A 16,418-nucleotide genomic window follows, 5' to 3' on the forward strand; every position below is an offset into this window, starting at 1 on the left:
TAGCCTTCGACACTGCGGCTGGGACATTTCGTATTCGGGCGGTACACGCTCGTTTACGCAGCTTGCCATAGGCGTGCCACAGTGATTGGGATAGACATGAACGACAGATTGTCAGGAGCCCGACTGAATGGCCTCGGTGGTGAAGCGTATCCGGAATTTAATGCACTATTGGCGGCTTTCTAACAAAGACAACAAATCGCATGTTCCGACAGAGTATCAGCGCCCTCCCAGCTGGTTCTGTGAAAACAAGCTCGATGACTACGAAAGCCTGACGAGGGCTTCCTTTCTCTTTCAGTCTTGGATTCCCCAGCATACGGACAAGCTCATTCGCAGCGTGTACTGCCCGGAGAAGTACGGTTTCGTCGACCTCGGCATGTCCAGCGCGCTGGCGAGCAAGGAGACGCGCGTGGCAATGCTTCGCTACGCCGAGAACAATCCGGAAAGCTACCGCCGGTTGGTCATGCACAAGCTTTCTCCCTTCCGCGACATCGCGAAGGGCGTCGTCGTGACAATGGATTGGGTTCCACTCACCAGGCACATCGTCTATGCGGCGGCAAGCCTCGGCATTCCCACGATCCTCCTGCCACACGAGTCCGTGTTTGCAAGGGAGAGCATGTATTACGTGCACCCCAGGTTCGGCATTAACCTCCCGGCCTGTGACATCATTCTGGCCTGGGGCGACCTACAGGAATCGATCTTCGTCGAGCGCGGTTACCCGCGGGAGCGGATCATCAAGCTCGGTGCACCCAAGTTCGACTACATCAGCCGGATCAGGGGGCGCGGCAACCGATCGGCCGTTCGGCTTCTCGGTCTTGATCCGTCGAAACCCGTCATCAGCTTCGCTGCTCAGCCGCTCGACAGCCAGTATGACACGCAGTCGGCTCGCGCGGCTCAGAGCCAGGCCATTGTCGACACGATTGCCGCCGCATCGACGCTCGGCGCCCAGGTGATCGTCCGCACACCTCCGTCGAAGGACAAGATCTTCGGCGCTGACGTCTACGGCGCGATTGCCGCCAACCCGAACGTGGCGCTCGACGACGCCAATCTCTACATTCTCACCCCTGAGGAAACGATCGAGGTGAGCGATGTCGTCATGTCCGTGAACAGCACGATGCTATTGGAAGCCGCGCTGTCCGGAAAGGTTGCGATCACCACGAAGTATCTCGAGTTCGATCAGATCTGGGATAAGCTCAGAATTCCGGTCGTGCGGAACGCCGGCGAACTGAAGGATGTCCTGTCGCGCGGGCTGACTAGTCCGCAGCCGCTCCTGGACCGCTATGATACCGCCTGGGCTGCGACGGCCTTCTCGAATGGCGCGTTCGACGGGAATGCGGCGAACCGCGTTCGCGAAGTCCTCTCCGAAATCGCGGACGGGAGACGTGACGTTCACGCCGGTTTTGCGCTCACGCAGCCGTTCCTGCCGGTGGTTTCTTCCGCCAGGGCGGCGGAGTAAGCCGTCCGGTCTGAGGCGGAGTAGAATTCACCCGATATCGCGTCCGATGGTTCAAGGAGGCTTCCGAGTGAAACGAAACGATGCTCGACTGTCCCGCAATGGGGTTCAGGCGGCTCAGGCAAACCTGCTGTGGGCCGCCCTGGGCGCGATTGTGCTGCTTGCCTGTGCATCCGGCGCCGGCGCGCAGGAGAACGCGCCTTCCGCCGATTTCCCCGCGTGCAAGCTGCCGCAGCATATCGATCGCGACCTAACTCTAGACAAGCGATGCGTCTACGAGGGCGGTATCGAGATCGGGGCCTCCAATGTCGTGTTGAACTGCAACGGTGCGAAGATCGACGCGCGGTCTGCGCGCAACGGCATCCGCGTCAGGGGCAAGAATATACGCGACGTCAAAATACAGTCGTGCAACGTCGACGGCGCCTTCCGGCAGGGCATTCTCGTGGATGCCCCTCTGACGGACAAGGAAATCACCGCACTGCCGATGCCCAGGCGCTATGAGATCAGTCCGCGCGGCGTCGAGATCACCAATACGACGGTTTCGAGATCCGGATCCGTCGGCATCTACGTCGATTCCTATGCCCAGGACACCATTCTCTCGCACGTACGCATCCTGCAGGCCGGAGGCGCGGGCGTCTACCTGGAGCATTCGTCCGTGCGCACGACGATCGAGAACAGCCTGATCAGCCGCAGCGGGCACGGCGACGCGCTTGGCCGCCACAAGCGCGGCATGCGGCGCGAAGCGATCGCGATCGATTCCTCCGCCTACAACCGGATTCGAGACAACGTGATCGAGGACAGCCTCGCCGGCGGCATCTTCCTCTACAAGAACTGCCAGGAGCACCATCAGAAGCCGGATTCCGTCCCGCGATGGCAGCACTCCAGCTTCAACGAGATTGTCGGCAACGAATTTCGCAACGAAAAGGTCGGCGTGTGGATTGCCTCGCGCCAGACGAAGAACATGAAGACATGGGAGTGCGGTGATCCGCCGCTGGCGGAGGGCTACTACCGCGACTATGCCGAGAACAACGAGATAAAGGGAAACCGGTTCATCGGCGGCAGGGTCGGAGTTCGAATCGACGACAGCCTAACTCGGATCGTCGACAACACATTCGTCCGCCCGAAAAAGGCCTGCGTCGAGCTCGGATCGATCGTTCGCGACCGCGTGGTGGGGGCGCCCGTCGCCTCGACCGTGCTTGCCGGAAATCAATGCGATACACGCGGGTCGGCAGAGACCTATCGGGAGATCGGCAAATCGCGCTACGCCGTTTGCAAGGACAACAGCGTGAACGGTGACAGGTTCGCGTGCGGGGCGGAGTGACCCTCTTCCCTATCATTGCCGTGCGCTGATCATCCTGCTTCGAGCCGAACTCTTCTCGAACCTCGTTACTGCGCTGGGTGGAAGATGTAGAGCATTCTTGCTCCGCGCAACCAGAGGGGGCGACGTTCCACCGCATGGTAGCAGGCAAAGATCTTTTGCCAGTATAGATTTTGGATGGAAAATCGGCGATATCTAGGAGGGTTTCCTTGTTGTTTGAGTACTACCGGCAGATTTCCGCCCCGGTACACTTGGATCAGGGGAGTTTGATCGCAGTCCTGCCGCTCGTCTGTACGGAATAGGAACACGTGGTGCATTCGTGCGAGGAAGGTACTGATTTCAGCACTGGTCCCGAAGAGCTTTGCTTCAAGTCGATCCAATGCTGCGATGAGTGCCAGAGTACCAGTTGAGTTATTGAGGGATTCAAGGTGCGCGCAATTGCCATTACGCTAATCGCTCTGGGACTGCTCGGTGGGGAGGTGATTGCATCTCCTTCTGTTGCTCAGGCCGTCACCATCAACATTCAAATCGGTACGAACCTCAGTTCGGGCAGGCCGATAAGCTGCCGCGAAGGAGAGAGGCGGCTGCGCAACCGTGGCTTTCGCGATATTGTCCGACGGGACTGCCGCGGTCGGTTTTTCGTCTATCGTGCTTGGCGCGGCGGTCAGCGGTTTGAAATTGCGCTCGACAGCCGGAATGGCCGCGTCGTCGACGTTCGGCGGATATGGCGGCGCTAGGCTGACGACCCTTAAATCCGCGTTGATTCTCGCTCCTGGGCCATGAGCCTGCTCCTCATGACCAGCAAGAGGGGGCAACGGCTGCTATGTCCGATGTCTCGACTGGCCGCGTCAGGTTGCGTCGGCCTCTAGTGTGCTGTCCGCAAAGCTGAGTGCACACGGCTCGTTTCGACCCCACTCTCTCTCCAGAATGCGAAGGTGAACGGACGCGGGATCGAGCCGGCGTATCCGTGTAATCGGCTGGCGGAAGCAGAAGTGCCGTACCGAGATCTCTGCAACCATTAGGAGATGCGCATGAGACGATCGAGGGCGCTCTCAAAAAAAAGCCCCGCGCATCGGCGGGGCAAAAGCGCCCTTCATTGGCTATTGGGGCGCGGGGAAGTTGTGGTCCAGAGAGGAACCACGAAGGGTTTCTATGATGTCGCACCCAGGAAAGGGAAGGTCGGATTCCGCGATTCCGGTACGGTTGAGCAAAAATAGTCGCGTCAGTGCGGGAAAAAATAAGGCGGATGCGCGAATGCTGTACCAGCCGCGCCCGGCACGATGGATCAACCTGGGCGGATATGCCTGGTGTGTCGATGCCTGGTTCAGTCGTCGTCATTGAACCCTACGCTTCCGGTCGTTGCCGCGACGGTGATGCGGAGGTAGTCGCTGGCTAGCTCGTCCACGCGCACTGATAAGCCATGACAGGCTCAGCAAAGCCCTTCAGGCGGCGGTGGCTGCTGCGGGTGAAGAAGCTGGCGGCACCGTACTCCCGATGAATGTTTTCGGAGACAAGAATATGATCGCTGCTGGCGGCGGCGCACAGTCTTGCCGCCAGTTGAACAGTCGTTCCAAAGAGATCGTTGCTGTCCTCGACGGGTTCGCCGCAGTCCAGCCCGATCCGGACGTGAATTGGCTCGGGATTGCCCGCGTTATAGCGACCGAACTCTCGCTGTATCTCCACTGCGCAATCCACTGCGGACGTCGCTGAGGCGAAGGCGGCCATTATCCCATCGCCCGTATGCTTGATCTCACGGCCGCATGCTTGTCTCAGGCACGTACGAACGATCGCATCGTGCGCCCTGACAAGTTCAGTCGCCATCCGATCGCCCAGTCGAGACGTCATTTCGGTCGAGCCTACGATGTCGGTAAAAAGAATCGCCCGGTGCCCGGCATCCATCTCGGTGGTGCCTGTTCCCTTGGCTTCCGGATCCTGAATTCGACCGAGAAAGGCTTCGACGGCGGATAGCGCCACCTCCACGACCTCGTTGGCCACAAACCCGTGAGCCTCACGATGGACGCACTGCGCAGTTTCCGCATCAGGTGCGTCCATGAGGCAGAACGTCGTTCCGTTACGATGATCGAACCAGTAGGTGAGGAACTTGACCCCATACTGATCCTGTATGCTCAGGTCCTTGAGATGAGCTGCGGCCACATCCGCTGCCGTGGCTCCTTCAAGATTGTGCCGGTCCATGTAGATAGGCATCTCTTCGCTCCGACGGGGATCATAGTCCTGGATTCGGGAAGATTTTAGGGCAGCACGGTTCCATCGTCCACACTTCCTCGGAATTGCTCGCCCGAATCGACGATCGCAGCAAACTGGAACGGGAGGGCGCTTCCGGTAGATGAACACCGGCACAGAAACCTCAGGAAGTGACAAATATTCCGGTCGAACGGCACCAGTACCCGAAGCGTTCCTGCCCTAGGAGGCCCGATACGCCGCCGCAGGCAGGGCAGAGAGCATCCGCGATATGGCAAAATAAAAGAAGCCGGTTCGTTTCCGAACCGGCTCCTCAATATAATCAGCCGTTTAGCTGAAGAAACTGGCTCCCCGGGCCGGATTCGAACCGGCGACCTGTCGATTAACAGTCGAATGCTCTACCGCTGAGCTACCAGGGATCATCCGCTCGCTGCGGAATGAGCGCGTAATACAAATGCTGGATCGATTTGCCAAGCGATTTTTGACAAAAAAATGCGGGAACCTTGAATGCCTGTGGATTTTTCACCAGTTGATGGCTGGCAAGTGCCGCATTTCCAGGGCTTTGGCCCGACAAAAGAGAGTGAGATGGCAGACAGGAAAAAGAAGATACATTTCGGAATTGACCCGAAGACCCACCATCTCGTGATTGGAACATGGCGCATGCGGCTGCCGAAGTCCCGCCTTTGGCGCACGGTTATCGGCTCCGTTCTCATCTTTTTCGGCTTCCTGGGCTTTCTCCCGGTCCTCGGGTTCTGGATGATTCCTCTCGGCCTGCTGGTGCTTTCGCATGACTCGCACCTGGTGCGCCGCCAGCGCCGCCGCTTCACCGTCTGGTGGGCAGCCAGGAAGGCGGACAGGTCGCGCTCGAGCGAAGGCGGCCCGAAGCATGAATCTCCAACGGTCCCGGCGCGACGGACAAAGTAGGCCGGCCGACGGTTCGGTGGCCGCCTTCCTCCCAGGCGCGACTGAATGGACGGCGGCGCGCTGCAGCCAATAGACCCTTGGTCGCGACAATCACCGTGAGCAAGGGCCCCCCGGACAAAGTGTCCTCCTCGGTCGCAATCACTCTTCCGTCACGTACCGCCCGTTCCGCTGTGTCGATCTGGCAGGAAACAAAAGAAGGGGGCGAGTTCACCGTCGTTGCTGCGATCGAACCCTGCCACTGCGATCAGTTCGCCCGCGAGCGTCCGGCCGGTGCGGCAGCGCGGCTACCCTCGCGGACGCTCCTGTTGCCTTCGACAGACTGCGCGGAAGAACGCTGTGGAAACATCATTTCAGAAATCGAAGAGGCGGGATTTCAGAAATAGCCCCTTGCACCAAAAATGGATTCGTTCTAAACGCCCGACACCACTCGCTTTATAGCATCGGATGGCCTCGTGGCGGAGTGGTTACGCAGAGGACTGCAAATCCTTGCACCCCGGTTCGATTCCGGGCGAGGCCTCCACTCATTTTCCTAAGTAAAATCAATGGATTGTGGTTGTCGTCATCCCGCGCGACAGCCGTTTCATGTGGCGACTGTGTCGCAATCAAGATTTGCTCGAGTGGCCTGTGAGTACTTTCGGAATCGAGCAAGATCGGCGTTTGACCCGGACATCGTTCGCGCAGGCGGCGCTTCTATTGCTCAGTGCGTGTGAACAACGATGCCAGCTTCCTCAGCCGCTGCGAGGAACGCAAGACGAAACTCCTCGTGGGTCGCGTCACCGTGCAGAGCATCGGCACAAAGCATCAAGGCCCTGGCAAAGGCAGGGCCGCCGTCGTCCGGCCACAGGCCAATGAGGTGTGCTGCAGCCTGGTGGGTATTCGAGACCAGGCGGAAGCCGCCTTCCTTGAGTTCGATGCCGACAGCAGTGCTCCAGTCGCCTTCAATGTGTTCCATGGTTCTTTAGCTCCTGCTCCTAAACGCCGGGCGGGGGCGGGTGTTCCCGATGCAGGGTGGAAGCCGTGGCGGTTTCCGTTTCCCGGCCGGGCGAGGGGAGCGGCACAGTCTCACGATGGCCCCGCCCGCGGCGTCTGTCGACCAAAAAACGAAGGCTCCAGGCCATGGCCCGCGGCCCTCAATGCCAGGTGCCTGGTTTCCGCGACAGGGCGGATGGCCTCATCCGGCATCGGTCCGGCGAAGCCGGTTGGTCCCGATACAGCGGGAGGCTTGCCTCCCGCCGGGGCAGAAGCCGGAGTTCACGCGAGAGGTTCCGGCCGATCCAAAGGGCCTCGATGCCACTGGACTCCTCGCGACCGTCGGGCCGACAAGCCTGGTGTTGAACGAATTTAACTTGCGGCACGACTGGGTACTTTCAATCGGGGCCCATGCGCACGCAGCCTCCGCTGACGCCTCTGGCACCAAGGTGAAGGCGAGCCGCGGACCGATCGGAGTACTCCGCTCCATTCAAGCGCACACCCTGAAGGTCGAGACCTGCGAGGCGATCCGGCTCGCCGTATCGGTCGACGTCACGCGGAGACGGGCCGTGGCCCGCGCACGCGGCCGTCGCCGCAGTGCTTATTGCGCTTCCACGAGTTTGGTTCGGTCCGCGAACTCGAAATGCATCGGATCCTGCACGCCGCCTTCACGCCCGCCCCAGGAAAACCCGTGCTTTTCAAATATCGGCGCAACGCGAAACAAGGATCCTTCCTGGCCGAGTTCCGGCGGTGGCTTCTGGAAGGGATTCGATTTCGCGTTGAGGTCTATTGCGATGCCGAGGGCGTGTGCTGACAGGCGATTGATTGAGCCAACCAAAACTCTTGGGCGGAAGGCGCCGTCGAACGTGACGATGTCAGACAGAAAGCCGGATGCTTCGATTTCCTCAAATGCCTCCTGCAAGGACAGTGCCGCAGTCTTGTGGAATTTGATCCTTGCGGATTTTGCCGGGTTCTGAATCTTCAGTAGCTGGGGGATTTCGATTTCTACGAGGTTGGCCTGGTACCAGGGATCGTCGATCGACACCCTGTCATTCGGGTCGCTTGACGACTTCACTGTCGGTTGACCGAGGAGATCGTCTCTTTCCGACTGCGAGAGTGGGCGCTGAAACGACGTGGCCGCCGGCAGGCTGGGCAGTTCGTCGGCACCGCGTGTCGCAATGAAGTTCGAGATCTTCTCCCTCACATCGGTGCTGGAGATCAGCCCGGCCTCGACAAGGAAGGCGAGGTTTGCTTTCGCCTTCTCGGTGTCATCGGTCTTGATCATTTCCAGAATTCGCGCTGCCTCCGCCTTGCTTTCCTCGAGGGCCCGTTGTTGCCTGGCGCTGACATAGGTCACCAGGGCATTGCCGGTTGCGGCCAAGGCAGCCGTCGCGATGGCCAGTACGATGGGATTCGTCCAACCTGCTACGCGCCGGGTGCGATCGGCGTCCAACTCCTTCAGCGAGAGTTCACGCTCCTTCAGCTTATGTTCTCTCTGCGCGCGCTCGCGTTCCTCTTCCCAGCGCTCCCTGTCCGAAACCGGCTCGGTCATGGCTTGCTTTCCGCACTACAAGAGCTTTGCCACTTCGAAATGCATGCCGTCTTCACGCACCAGGAAATGACCGCCCCAGTAGAACCCGTGCTTGTTTGCGATCGATACGAGTTCTCTTATGCAACCCTTCTGACCCATGAGCGCAGGCTCGGCTCCGAGTGGATTGAAAGCCGCGTTGATGTCGAAAGCGGTCCCGAACGCATGGTTGCTGAGCTTCGTCTTGCTCTTGCGCTGGAAACGCGGGACGTACGCACCGTCGTAGGTGAGGATCCTGTCCAGGAGCCCGCTGCTCTCCCATTCCAGCCACAGGGCGGTAAGCTGTCTTTCGGCGGCCCGGTGAAAACGCATGGAGAGAGGCCCCGACTTGCCTAGAAACCCTTGCAGCGGAATCTTCACGTTGACGATATTCTTCTGCTCCCAGTCACCAAGTATGCGGATGTTTTCCGGATTGCCGGGTACGGGGTCGGACTGGAAGCTGAACTTGCCGAAAATTGCCTGCTTTTCCTCGAGGCTGAGCAAAGGCCGGAAGGCGGGACGAGGGGGAAGTCCGGCGATGCTGGATCCATCGCCTCCGTGCTCGGCCCGATGCCGCCAAGGGCCGCGGCGAAGCTCGGACATTCGCTGGGCCCGCTCCAGTCATCGGCATCCGAAACCCGCATGGCATCATTGAACCAACTGACGAAACGATCGATGTGTTGGCCCGTGCCCAACGGGAAACAGCGCAGTTTCCATCGATTTGCCTGCCCATCATCTCGCTTGAGCGATCCGGCGTTGTAAGCCGCGGAAACAAGGACCGCATCGAAGTGGGTCGACCCGCGTTGCGATGCGATGTAGGCCGTTCCCGCATCGATAGACGTGCGGGGATCGAGAAGATCGTCGCCCCGCAGCGTGCTCCTGCCCGTGGCCGAGCGAGCCGTCGTCACCAACGTCTGCATCAGTCCGACGCTTTCGTCGTTGATTCTGGGCTCGGCACGTCGCGCATTCGGGTTGCCGCTGCTTTCGGTCGCGATCGTGGCCACGATGAGTTCCACCGGGACACCAAACTGCTTGGCGGCGCTCGCGCAGAGCTCGCCAAAGCTTGTCCAAATCTTCCGGACCGTGTCCGGTTCGCCGGGCGTGCCCTGAGCCCTCGCGCCTTCGATGGAAATGCCGCCAGCGGTGAGCGCCCAGCTCACTGCGTCTGGAAAGTGCTTGTGCGGACGGGTCAGCTCCGGCAGCACTTCGTTGACCAGTTTGGACGAGGCCGGCTTTACGGGCTCCGTCACCATCACGTCGGGGGTGGCCGTCGTAATGACTTCCGTGGTCTCGACCGTGCTGGTCTGGACGATGACGGGTGTTGGTATCGATGTCGGCTGTTCGACGACCTGAGGCTGCTGCACGGCGCTCCCCGTCACGGAGGATATCAGCGCATCCTTCACGCTTGCGTCCTTGGCAATCGTATCCCTGACCAACACAGCACTCTCTCGTGCTTGTGCAGCCTGGCTTTCTGCGGTGCGCTCCTGAATGCTGGCCGCCAGAAGGTCCTTGTTGCGCGAGCCTTGGGACGAACCGAGCCAATAGCTCACGACGGTCGCAAACGCCGCAGTGAGCGACCCGACGCAGATGTTGATGATCTGGATGATGAAATCGGAACGCGGCGCTGTAAATGCGCTGATCTGATCGCGATTGAGCGTCTTCACCATGTCGCGCATCTCTGGGGACATGTCAGGTATGATCGGTGCCTCGAGCTTGTTCTTCATCACGACGAACATTCCGAGCACCGCAAAGAAACCGACGGTGACAGTGATCGACAGAACGGCGGGAACCCAGGCGAGAGACGAGCGTTTTTCGACCAGCTCGCCCAGCATGCTGCGCGCGCCCTGGGTGTTCCGAAGATCCTGAAGGCTCTTGTCGAGTTCGAACTTGTGTTCAGCGGTCGCCCGCTCGAGCTCCGCCTTGATGGTCTCGATCTCCGCCGTCATCATGCTCTTGCGGGCTTCCGACTCGGCATCGAGTCGGGTCTTCATGGCAACTGCTTCCGCATCGAGAACAAGCTTCTTTTCGTCGAGCGCTATTCGGGCGAGTTCGATGCGGAGTTGGGAGGCGGCTACCGGATCCGCCTTGAGGCGCTCTTCGGCAAGAGCCGGGTCGGATACGCCGGTGACCGTCGTCACTGCTTTCTCGACGACATCGGAAATCTTCGTGGAGCGTCCTCCAGCGATCGCATCCAGAATGGAAGGAAATATCGAACCTGCAATTGCGATCAAAGGCGACATGTTCATCTACCTTTCTCACGTCAGATCTCGTTCGTTCGGCATTTCTCCTGGGTAAAGGACTAAATCTTGGGTGCACATTAGTGCACAGGGCAAAGAAAGAGGGCGCGAAAGAGCATTTCTCTGCCCAATCGCTATCCATCAAAACCTTGGGGTTAGTGAATTTCCCCCTCGAATTACGAGAGTATTACCAATATTGCTAATATGCGCCGGCTTAAGTGTTGAGTCAAATATCTCAACTTTGACGGTGTCCGGACAATCGACGTGACTGCATCGCTTATCCGTCAAAACTCGCGCAGTTACTTGGCAGCAACTCGCTCCTACGCCACTTCCACGCGCAGCCGGCATTCAGAAATGAAACTGCCATCTTCAGCATTTGGTGCGCGGCCTTTCAGCCGCGCAATGCTTCCTCAGACTGCCATCCCTTTGACCGCCCCAGCGAGCGGCTCGAGCGCGGCGCGGTCGTCCTCGGTGAGTACCATCGATGTCGCGGCAATGTTCTCTTCCAGTCGGCCACGTTTCCGCGTGCCGGGTATGGGAACGGTCCTGACGTTCAGCTTGCGGCCCTGGGCATAAAGCCAGGCGAGCGCGAGCTGCGCAGGGGTGACGCACCTTTCAGCCGCCATTTCCTCGATCTTTGCGACCAGGCGCATGTTCGCCTCGCGGTTCTCCCCGGAAAAGCGTGGGAAATTCTGGCGCGCGTCGTCGCCCGTCAAAGCGTTCGTGATTGCCTGACCTGTCAGCATTCCACGTACGAGCGGAGAATAGGGAACGATTGTGACGCCGAGGTCGACGGCGGTGGGAACGACTTCGTCCTCGATGTGGCGAGTGAACATCGACCATTCCGATTGCAGGGCGGCAATCGGATGGATCGCATGCGCGGCTCGCAACTCCGCCGCAGTGACTGCCGAGAGCCCGAGCCACTTCACCTTTCCCACCGTGACCAGATCGGCCATCGCGCCGACGGAATCCTCCAGAGGTACGGCATCGATCCTCCGATGCATGTAGTAGAGGTCGATGACGTCGACGCCGAGGCGCTTCAGAGAGCGGTCGACTGCGGCGCGAATGAATTCGGGACGGTTATCGATGCTCCAGTCGTCAGGGTTTTCGGGAGTGCGCGTGTAGCCGAACTTCGTGGCGATGAGCACCCGGTCCCGGTTGGCGGCGACGAAGGGTGCCAGGAATTCCTCGTTCGCGCCGACACCGTACATGTCGGCGGTATCGAACATGGTCACGCCGAGTTCCAGCGCCCGTTCGAGCGTCGCACGGGATTCAACTTCGTCCGTTGCGCCGTAGAATTCGCTCATGCCCATGCAGCCCAGCCCCTGGGCACCGATCATGGGGCCATCCCTTCCAAGTCGGACCTGAGGCATGGTGGTGATTTCGCTTGTCATTATGGGTCTCCAAATTTCGACAAGCACCCCTTATAGGTATGGAGTATAGTCCATGGTCAAGGGTTGAAGATGCTGATCTCGGAATTCTCAAGAGCCACCGAACTACCGATCGACACGATCCGCTTCTACATCTCCAAGGGGCTCCTGAAGCCCGAGCGCAGCGTCAAAGGCGGCTCGAAGCCCTATCAGATGTTCAAGCAGGATGACGTGACCACTGCCCGGATGATCCGGCTGCAGCAGACGCTTGGCTATTCGCTTGGCGAGATTCTGGCGCTCAATGAAGAGTATCGCGCGGGCGAGCATTCGCCGGAGCGGACGATCGAGGTCCTGCAGGCCCAGATCGAGAGACTGGAGGAGCGAAAGGCTGCACTGGACGCCGCCCTGTCGTTTCTTCGCGGCAAGGTGGACTGGATCAAGGCGGGCAAGCCCGAGGGCGCGCCGCGCCTCGAAGACTACAAGTGCTGAGCGGATCGAAGTTCTTCCAACCCTTGCTCCAGAGAGATCACAGGGGCATATGCCAACTCGTGCCGCGCCTTGCCGATGTCCAGGGACACTTCCACCGCAGATGCGGCGTATGACTGCAGCGTGAGAGGCGGAACGATCTTTCCGCGGGAGAGAGCCGCAAGCAGATCGCCGATCGCCGCGACAGTCCTGACAACGGCACGCGGAACGGATTTCTCCGGTGGAACCAACCCCTGCGTTTCCAGCAAGGCGGATACGAAGGTCCTGAACCGGACGGGCGCTCCATCCGAGATGAAGTAGACCTCGCCGCCGCGTCCGTTGGCGAGCGCGAGTTCGACTGCCGCGCACAGATTGGCGATATGCGTGGTCGAGGTCAGGTATGTGCCGCCGCCGATCCAGGCGAGCTTGCCCGATCGGGCGGCATCGAGCAGGGCGGGAAGCGCTGTCGTGTCGTCTCTACCCCAGACGAAGCGCGGGCGCAGGACGACCACGGCAAGCCCCGGTGCGTTGCCGGCGAGAGCGATGCGCTCGGCAGCCGTCTTGCTGCGCGAATAGCCGCCTGCGGGTCAGTCGGGGAGGGGCGTGGTCTCGTCCACGTTGACCAGCGGCTTGCCTGTGGCGAGCACGGATTCCGTGCTGATGTGGATCGCCTTGCGGATTCCAGCGAAGCGGGCGGCCTGCATCACTGCCCGCGTCCCGTCTTCGTTCACTCGCGCCTGCCTTTGCGTGGCCGGCCCATGGTCGGTATCGGCAGCCGCATGGATGAGAGCATCGCAGCCCGACATCCCTGCTGCGAGACCGTCGTCGAGGATGTCCCCTCTATACAGTGCCGCGCCGAGCGCCCGCACAAGGTCCGCCGATCGGTCGCTGCGGGCGAGGGCGGTGACCTCGACGCCACGGGCAACAAAGTGGCGGATCAGGTTGCGGCCGATGAAGCCGCTCCCTCCAGTTAGGAATAGTCGTCCGAGCGGGACGCGTTCATCCGTGGCCGCTGAGGGCGCGGCGATGCGGGTATCAGTCATTTCATGTCACCTGAAGTGCTTGGGGTCGTCAGCTCGCCGATGAATCCGGCAGATCGATCTCTTGGGGGTCGGTCGTCACGAGCCAGTTTATTTCGCGAAGAACCCTGTCCCTGTCCTCGCGTGCGAAATGGTGGAAGTCGAGATGTTCGAGGAACTTCAGCCCCTCGAGGGCGAGGTAGGCAATGAGGGCCCCGCGCGGAGACGGCGAGGTCTCGATTATGCGCGCGATCGTCGAGGCCTGGTTGGACTGCATCTTCTCGCGCAGGCCGGCATCGAGCACCAGGGCGGCGCTGAGGTTCAGGGCAACCGCCCGGAACTCTTCCGGTGGCGGTTCGGCGGCAGCGACAATTCGTCCCCTGATTGCCCGACCTTGGGGATCGGCGATCTGCTCCTCGATGCGCTTATGGTGGGCATTGTCGCGCTGGAAGGCGCGATCGACGACGGCCTCGACGAGCGCTTGTTTCGACTTGTGGTCGTAGAGGACGCTCGCCTTGTTAACGCCCGCTTCCTTCGCGACCGCATCGATCGTCAGGTTCGCCGCACCGTCTCGCCCGACGACGCGCTCGGCGGCGTCGAGCACGGCCTGTTGATCGATGACACGCTTCCTGCCCATCGCTTCATCCAATTTATTTCCAACCGGATGGTTATGAATAATCAACAACGAACTTTGTCAAGACCGGGACCGCGTGTGAAGGGGAAGCCGGCGATATGCGGTTGAGGACGCTATCCTTCGAGGATGGACAGTTCCCGGGAGTATGTTCGTGCGGCGAGTTCCTGGGATGCCTGATATTGCGGGTCGTCGTAGCACGCCCCGGCCGTCTCGTAGCTATCGAACCTGAGAATGAACTGGCGTGGGAAATGCGGTCCCTCGACCGTCTCCACCCGGTTTCGGCCTGCGATGATCTTCACGCCGTAGCGCTGCGCGATTGACGAGAAGGTATTGTTGTAGGCCTTTAGCGCTTCCGCGTCCGCGATATCCCCGCCTCTGACGATCCAGTAGCCAGGCATTCCGGTGCTCCATCCGGCGCGAGGTGGCTCCCGGCGCCGAGGGGAGCCACGACCATGATTCTGGATCAGACCGATCGGGTCAGGCCGCCATCGACCTTTAGGTTCTGCCCGGTGATGTAGCCGGCGCCATCGGACGCGAGGAATGCGATCGTTGCCGCGATTTCGGCACTCGTGCCGTACCGCTTCATTGGCACCGCATCGCGGCGTTCCTCTGTCGCGGGCAGGCTGTCGATCCATCCCGGCAGAACGTTGTTCATGCGGATGTTGTCACCGGCATAGGTGTCGGCATAGATCTTGGTGTAGGAGGCAAGCCCCGCGCGGAACACCGCGGAGGTGGGGAACATGGCCGCCGGCTCGAAGGCCCAGGCGGTGGAGATGTTGACGATCGCGCCCGACTTCTGCGCCTGCATGATCGGCGTGACCAGCCTGACGGGCCGGATGACATTCATCAGGTAGACGTCGAGACCCGTGTGCCACTGCTCGTCGGTGATTTCGATGATTGGCGCACGCGGGCCGTGGCCAGCGCTGTTGACCAGCACATCGACCCGTCCCCATTTCTCCATCGTGGCATCGACCAGCCGCTTCAGATCATCGTTCGACTGGTTGGAGCCGGTAACCCCGATGCCTCCGAGTTCGGCGGCCAGCGCCTCGCCCTTGCCGGAGGACGACAGGATTGCGACCCTGTACCCATCTGCGGCCAGTCGCTTGGCCGCTTCCGCCCCCATGCCGCTCCCGCCAGCAGTGATGATCGCTGTTTTTTCTACTGCCATGGTCTTGTCCTCTTGGCTTCGTTGTGTCGATTGAATGTCCTGATATCCTCTAATATCACTCCATCCATGGAAGGGCGAAGCAGTTCTCCTCTCCATTATCAGTAGAAAAACTATCGGATGACAACGCCCCTTGGAAAACTCCCTTCGCTCAATCGCCTCAAGGCATTCGAGGCTGCGGCGCGCCATCTGAACTTCCGGCTTGCGGCGGAGGAACTCGGCGTAACCCAGGGCGCCGTCGCGCAGCATGTGCGGGGTCTTGAAGTCGAACTTGGCGTCGTGCTGTTCGAACGCCTTCCCCGCACGCTCGCGCTGACGGGCGAAGGTCGCAGCTACATAGCCGATATCCGGCGCGCGTTCGAAATCATCGCGCGGGCCACGGGCGACCTGAAGCCGCAGCCGGCCAGGGTGACGATCAGCACGACACCGACCTTCGCGGCCAAGTGGCTCATCCCGCGTCTGCCGGAGTTGACCGCACGTCATCCGGACCTGGATATTCACATCGTGGCGACCGATCGGATTTCAAACTTCCAGATCGACGGCGTGGACCTGGCCGTTCGCTACGGGCGTCCGCCCTTCGGACCTGGGCTGGGCGCCGAACTGCTGTTCGAACAGGAGATCATCGCAGTTTGCAGCCCGATGCTCCTCAACGGCCGGCAGCCGCCGGCGACGATCGGTGAACTGTCGGGTTATGCGCTGCTCCATGATGTGCACAACTTCTGGCCGGAATTCATCGAAAGGCACTACGGCGTCAGCGCCTCACAGCACGATCCGCTGAACTTCAGGGGCATCAGTTTCAATCAGACAGCCCACGCCATCGACGCCGCCGTCGCGGGGCAGGGCATCGTTCTCGCCACGGGCAACTTCGTCGCCCGCGACATTGCTGAGGGCCGGCTGGTACGAATGGTATCGACCTCGCTTCGCGGGCCCTCCGATTTCTATCTCGTCTGGCCCAAATATCGAAAATCGGCGGCACTGCAGACCGCGCTGGCGTGGCTGCGGGCAGACGTAGATACGCGCCCGCCTGAATGAGCGCAGTCAGGACGGTGCCGACGAGCGCCGACGCCTGTTTTTGGGTGTCCCGACGAGTGCCATCGTCAG

Annotated in this window: 14 protein-coding genes, 2 tRNA genes and 1 pseudogene; 6 read left to right on the forward strand and 11 right to left on the reverse strand. The window is 60.5% G+C overall.

What is annotated here, in order from left to right:
• Positions 1-406: 406 nt before the first annotated feature.
• Together F3Y30_RS12910 and F3Y30_RS12915 are read left to right on the forward strand one after the other, a co-directional pair.
• Positions 407-1,453 (forward strand): hypothetical protein, encoded by a 1,047-nt coding sequence (locus F3Y30_RS12910; protein ID WP_203423103.1) that lies wholly within the window; start codon positions 407-409, stop codon positions 1,451-1,453.
• Between the two features lie 67 nt (positions 1,454-1,520).
• Positions 1,521-2,771 carry a right-handed parallel beta-helix repeat-containing protein gene (locus F3Y30_RS12915; protein WP_203423104.1) on the forward strand — a complete coding sequence of 417 codons (1,251 nt, stop codon included), beginning with the start codon at positions 1,521-1,523 and terminating at the stop codon, positions 2,769-2,771.
• 1,389 nt (positions 2,772-4,160) lie between these two features.
• Here F3Y30_RS12915 and F3Y30_RS12920 read toward each other — a convergent pair.
• Positions 4,161-4,973 carry a nickel-binding protein gene (locus tag F3Y30_RS12920; protein WP_203423105.1) on the reverse strand — a complete coding sequence of 271 codons (813 nt, stop codon included), beginning with the start codon at positions 4,971-4,973 and terminating at the stop codon, positions 4,161-4,163.
• A 338-nt stretch (positions 4,974-5,311) separates the two neighbouring features.
• A tRNA-Asn gene (locus F3Y30_RS12925) sits at positions 5,312-5,386 on the reverse strand.
• A 166-nt stretch (positions 5,387-5,552) separates the two neighbouring features.
• Between F3Y30_RS12925 and F3Y30_RS12930 the strand changes: the two genes are divergently transcribed.
• Both F3Y30_RS12930 and F3Y30_RS12935 read left to right on the forward strand, forming a co-directional pair.
• Entirely contained in the window at positions 5,553-5,891 is a 339-nt protein-coding gene (locus F3Y30_RS12930) for a hypothetical protein (RefSeq protein WP_246752740.1), read from the forward strand.
• Between the two features lie 446 nt (positions 5,892-6,337).
• A tRNA-Cys gene (locus F3Y30_RS12935) sits at positions 6,338-6,411 on the forward strand.
• A gap of 177 nt (positions 6,412-6,588) precedes the next feature.
• On the opposite strand, the gene F3Y30_RS12940 is transcribed toward F3Y30_RS12935, so the two are convergent.
• The 5 genes from F3Y30_RS12940 to F3Y30_RS12960 all read right to left on the reverse strand — a co-directional run bounded on the left by F3Y30_RS12940 (position 6,589) and on the right by F3Y30_RS12960 (position 12,058).
• Positions 6,589-6,843, reverse strand: a complete 255-nt coding sequence (locus F3Y30_RS12940) for a DUF982 domain-containing protein (RefSeq protein ID WP_203423106.1) — start codon at positions 6,841-6,843, stop codon at positions 6,589-6,591.
• 618 nt (positions 6,844-7,461) lie between these two features.
• Positions 7,462-8,412: a M15 family metallopeptidase gene (locus F3Y30_RS12945; RefSeq protein ID WP_203423107.1), complete on the reverse strand. Its 951-nt coding sequence runs from the start codon at positions 8,410-8,412 to the stop codon at positions 7,462-7,464.
• A gap of 15 nt (positions 8,413-8,427) precedes the next feature.
• Positions 8,428-8,760: a M15 family metallopeptidase gene (locus F3Y30_RS12950; protein WP_203423108.1), complete on the reverse strand. Its 333-nt coding sequence runs from the start codon at positions 8,758-8,760 to the stop codon at positions 8,428-8,430.
• Positions 8,761-8,804: 44 nt separating this feature from the next.
• Positions 8,805-10,667, reverse strand: a complete 1,863-nt coding sequence (locus tag F3Y30_RS12955; protein ID WP_203423109.1) for a lytic transglycosylase domain-containing protein — start codon at positions 10,665-10,667, stop codon at positions 8,805-8,807.
• A gap of 407 nt (positions 10,668-11,074) precedes the next feature.
• Positions 11,075-12,058, reverse strand: coding sequence for an aldo/keto reductase (locus F3Y30_RS12960; RefSeq protein ID WP_203423110.1), 984 nt, complete (start codon positions 12,056-12,058; stop codon positions 11,075-11,077).
• Between the two features lie 69 nt (positions 12,059-12,127).
• On the opposite strand from F3Y30_RS12960, the gene F3Y30_RS12965 reads away from it, so the two are divergent.
• The gene (locus F3Y30_RS12965) at positions 12,128-12,523 is read left to right on the forward strand and encodes a MerR family transcriptional regulator (protein WP_203423111.1); all 396 of its coding nucleotides are present in this window, start codon (positions 12,128-12,130) and stop codon (positions 12,521-12,523) included.
• On the opposite strand, the pseudogene F3Y30_RS12970 reads toward F3Y30_RS12965, so the two are convergent.
• The 4 genes and pseudogenes from F3Y30_RS12970 to F3Y30_RS12985 form a co-directional block, all read right to left on the reverse strand.
• Positions 12,511-13,542 (reverse strand): annotated as a pseudogene (locus F3Y30_RS12970) (NAD-dependent epimerase/dehydratase family protein). The gene F3Y30_RS12965 and the pseudogene F3Y30_RS12970 overlap by 13 nt on opposite strands.
• 28 nt (positions 13,543-13,570) lie before the next feature.
• On the reverse strand, positions 13,571-14,155 hold the full coding sequence (locus F3Y30_RS12975) for a TetR/AcrR family transcriptional regulator (RefSeq protein WP_203423112.1): 585 nt from the start codon (positions 14,153-14,155) through the stop codon (positions 13,571-13,573).
• A 110-nt stretch (positions 14,156-14,265) separates the two neighbouring features.
• Positions 14,266-14,550: a DUF1330 domain-containing protein gene (locus tag F3Y30_RS12980; RefSeq protein WP_203423113.1), complete on the reverse strand. Its 285-nt coding sequence runs from the start codon at positions 14,548-14,550 to the stop codon at positions 14,266-14,268.
• Positions 14,551-14,615: 65 nt separating this feature from the next.
• A complete protein-coding gene (locus F3Y30_RS12985; protein ID WP_203423114.1) occupies positions 14,616-15,320 on the reverse strand; it encodes an SDR family oxidoreductase in 705 nt (234 codons plus the stop codon).
• 117 nt (positions 15,321-15,437) lie between these two features.
• On the opposite strand from F3Y30_RS12985, the gene F3Y30_RS12990 reads away from it, so the two are divergent.
• A complete protein-coding gene (locus F3Y30_RS12990) occupies positions 15,438-16,349 on the forward strand; it encodes a LysR substrate-binding domain-containing protein (RefSeq protein WP_203423115.1) in 912 nt (303 codons plus the stop codon).
• Positions 16,350-16,418: the final 69 nt, after the last annotated feature.

The organism is Sinorhizobium sp. BG8, from assembly GCF_016864555.1.
Lineage (GTDB): Bacteria > Pseudomonadota > Alphaproteobacteria > Rhizobiales > Rhizobiaceae > BG8.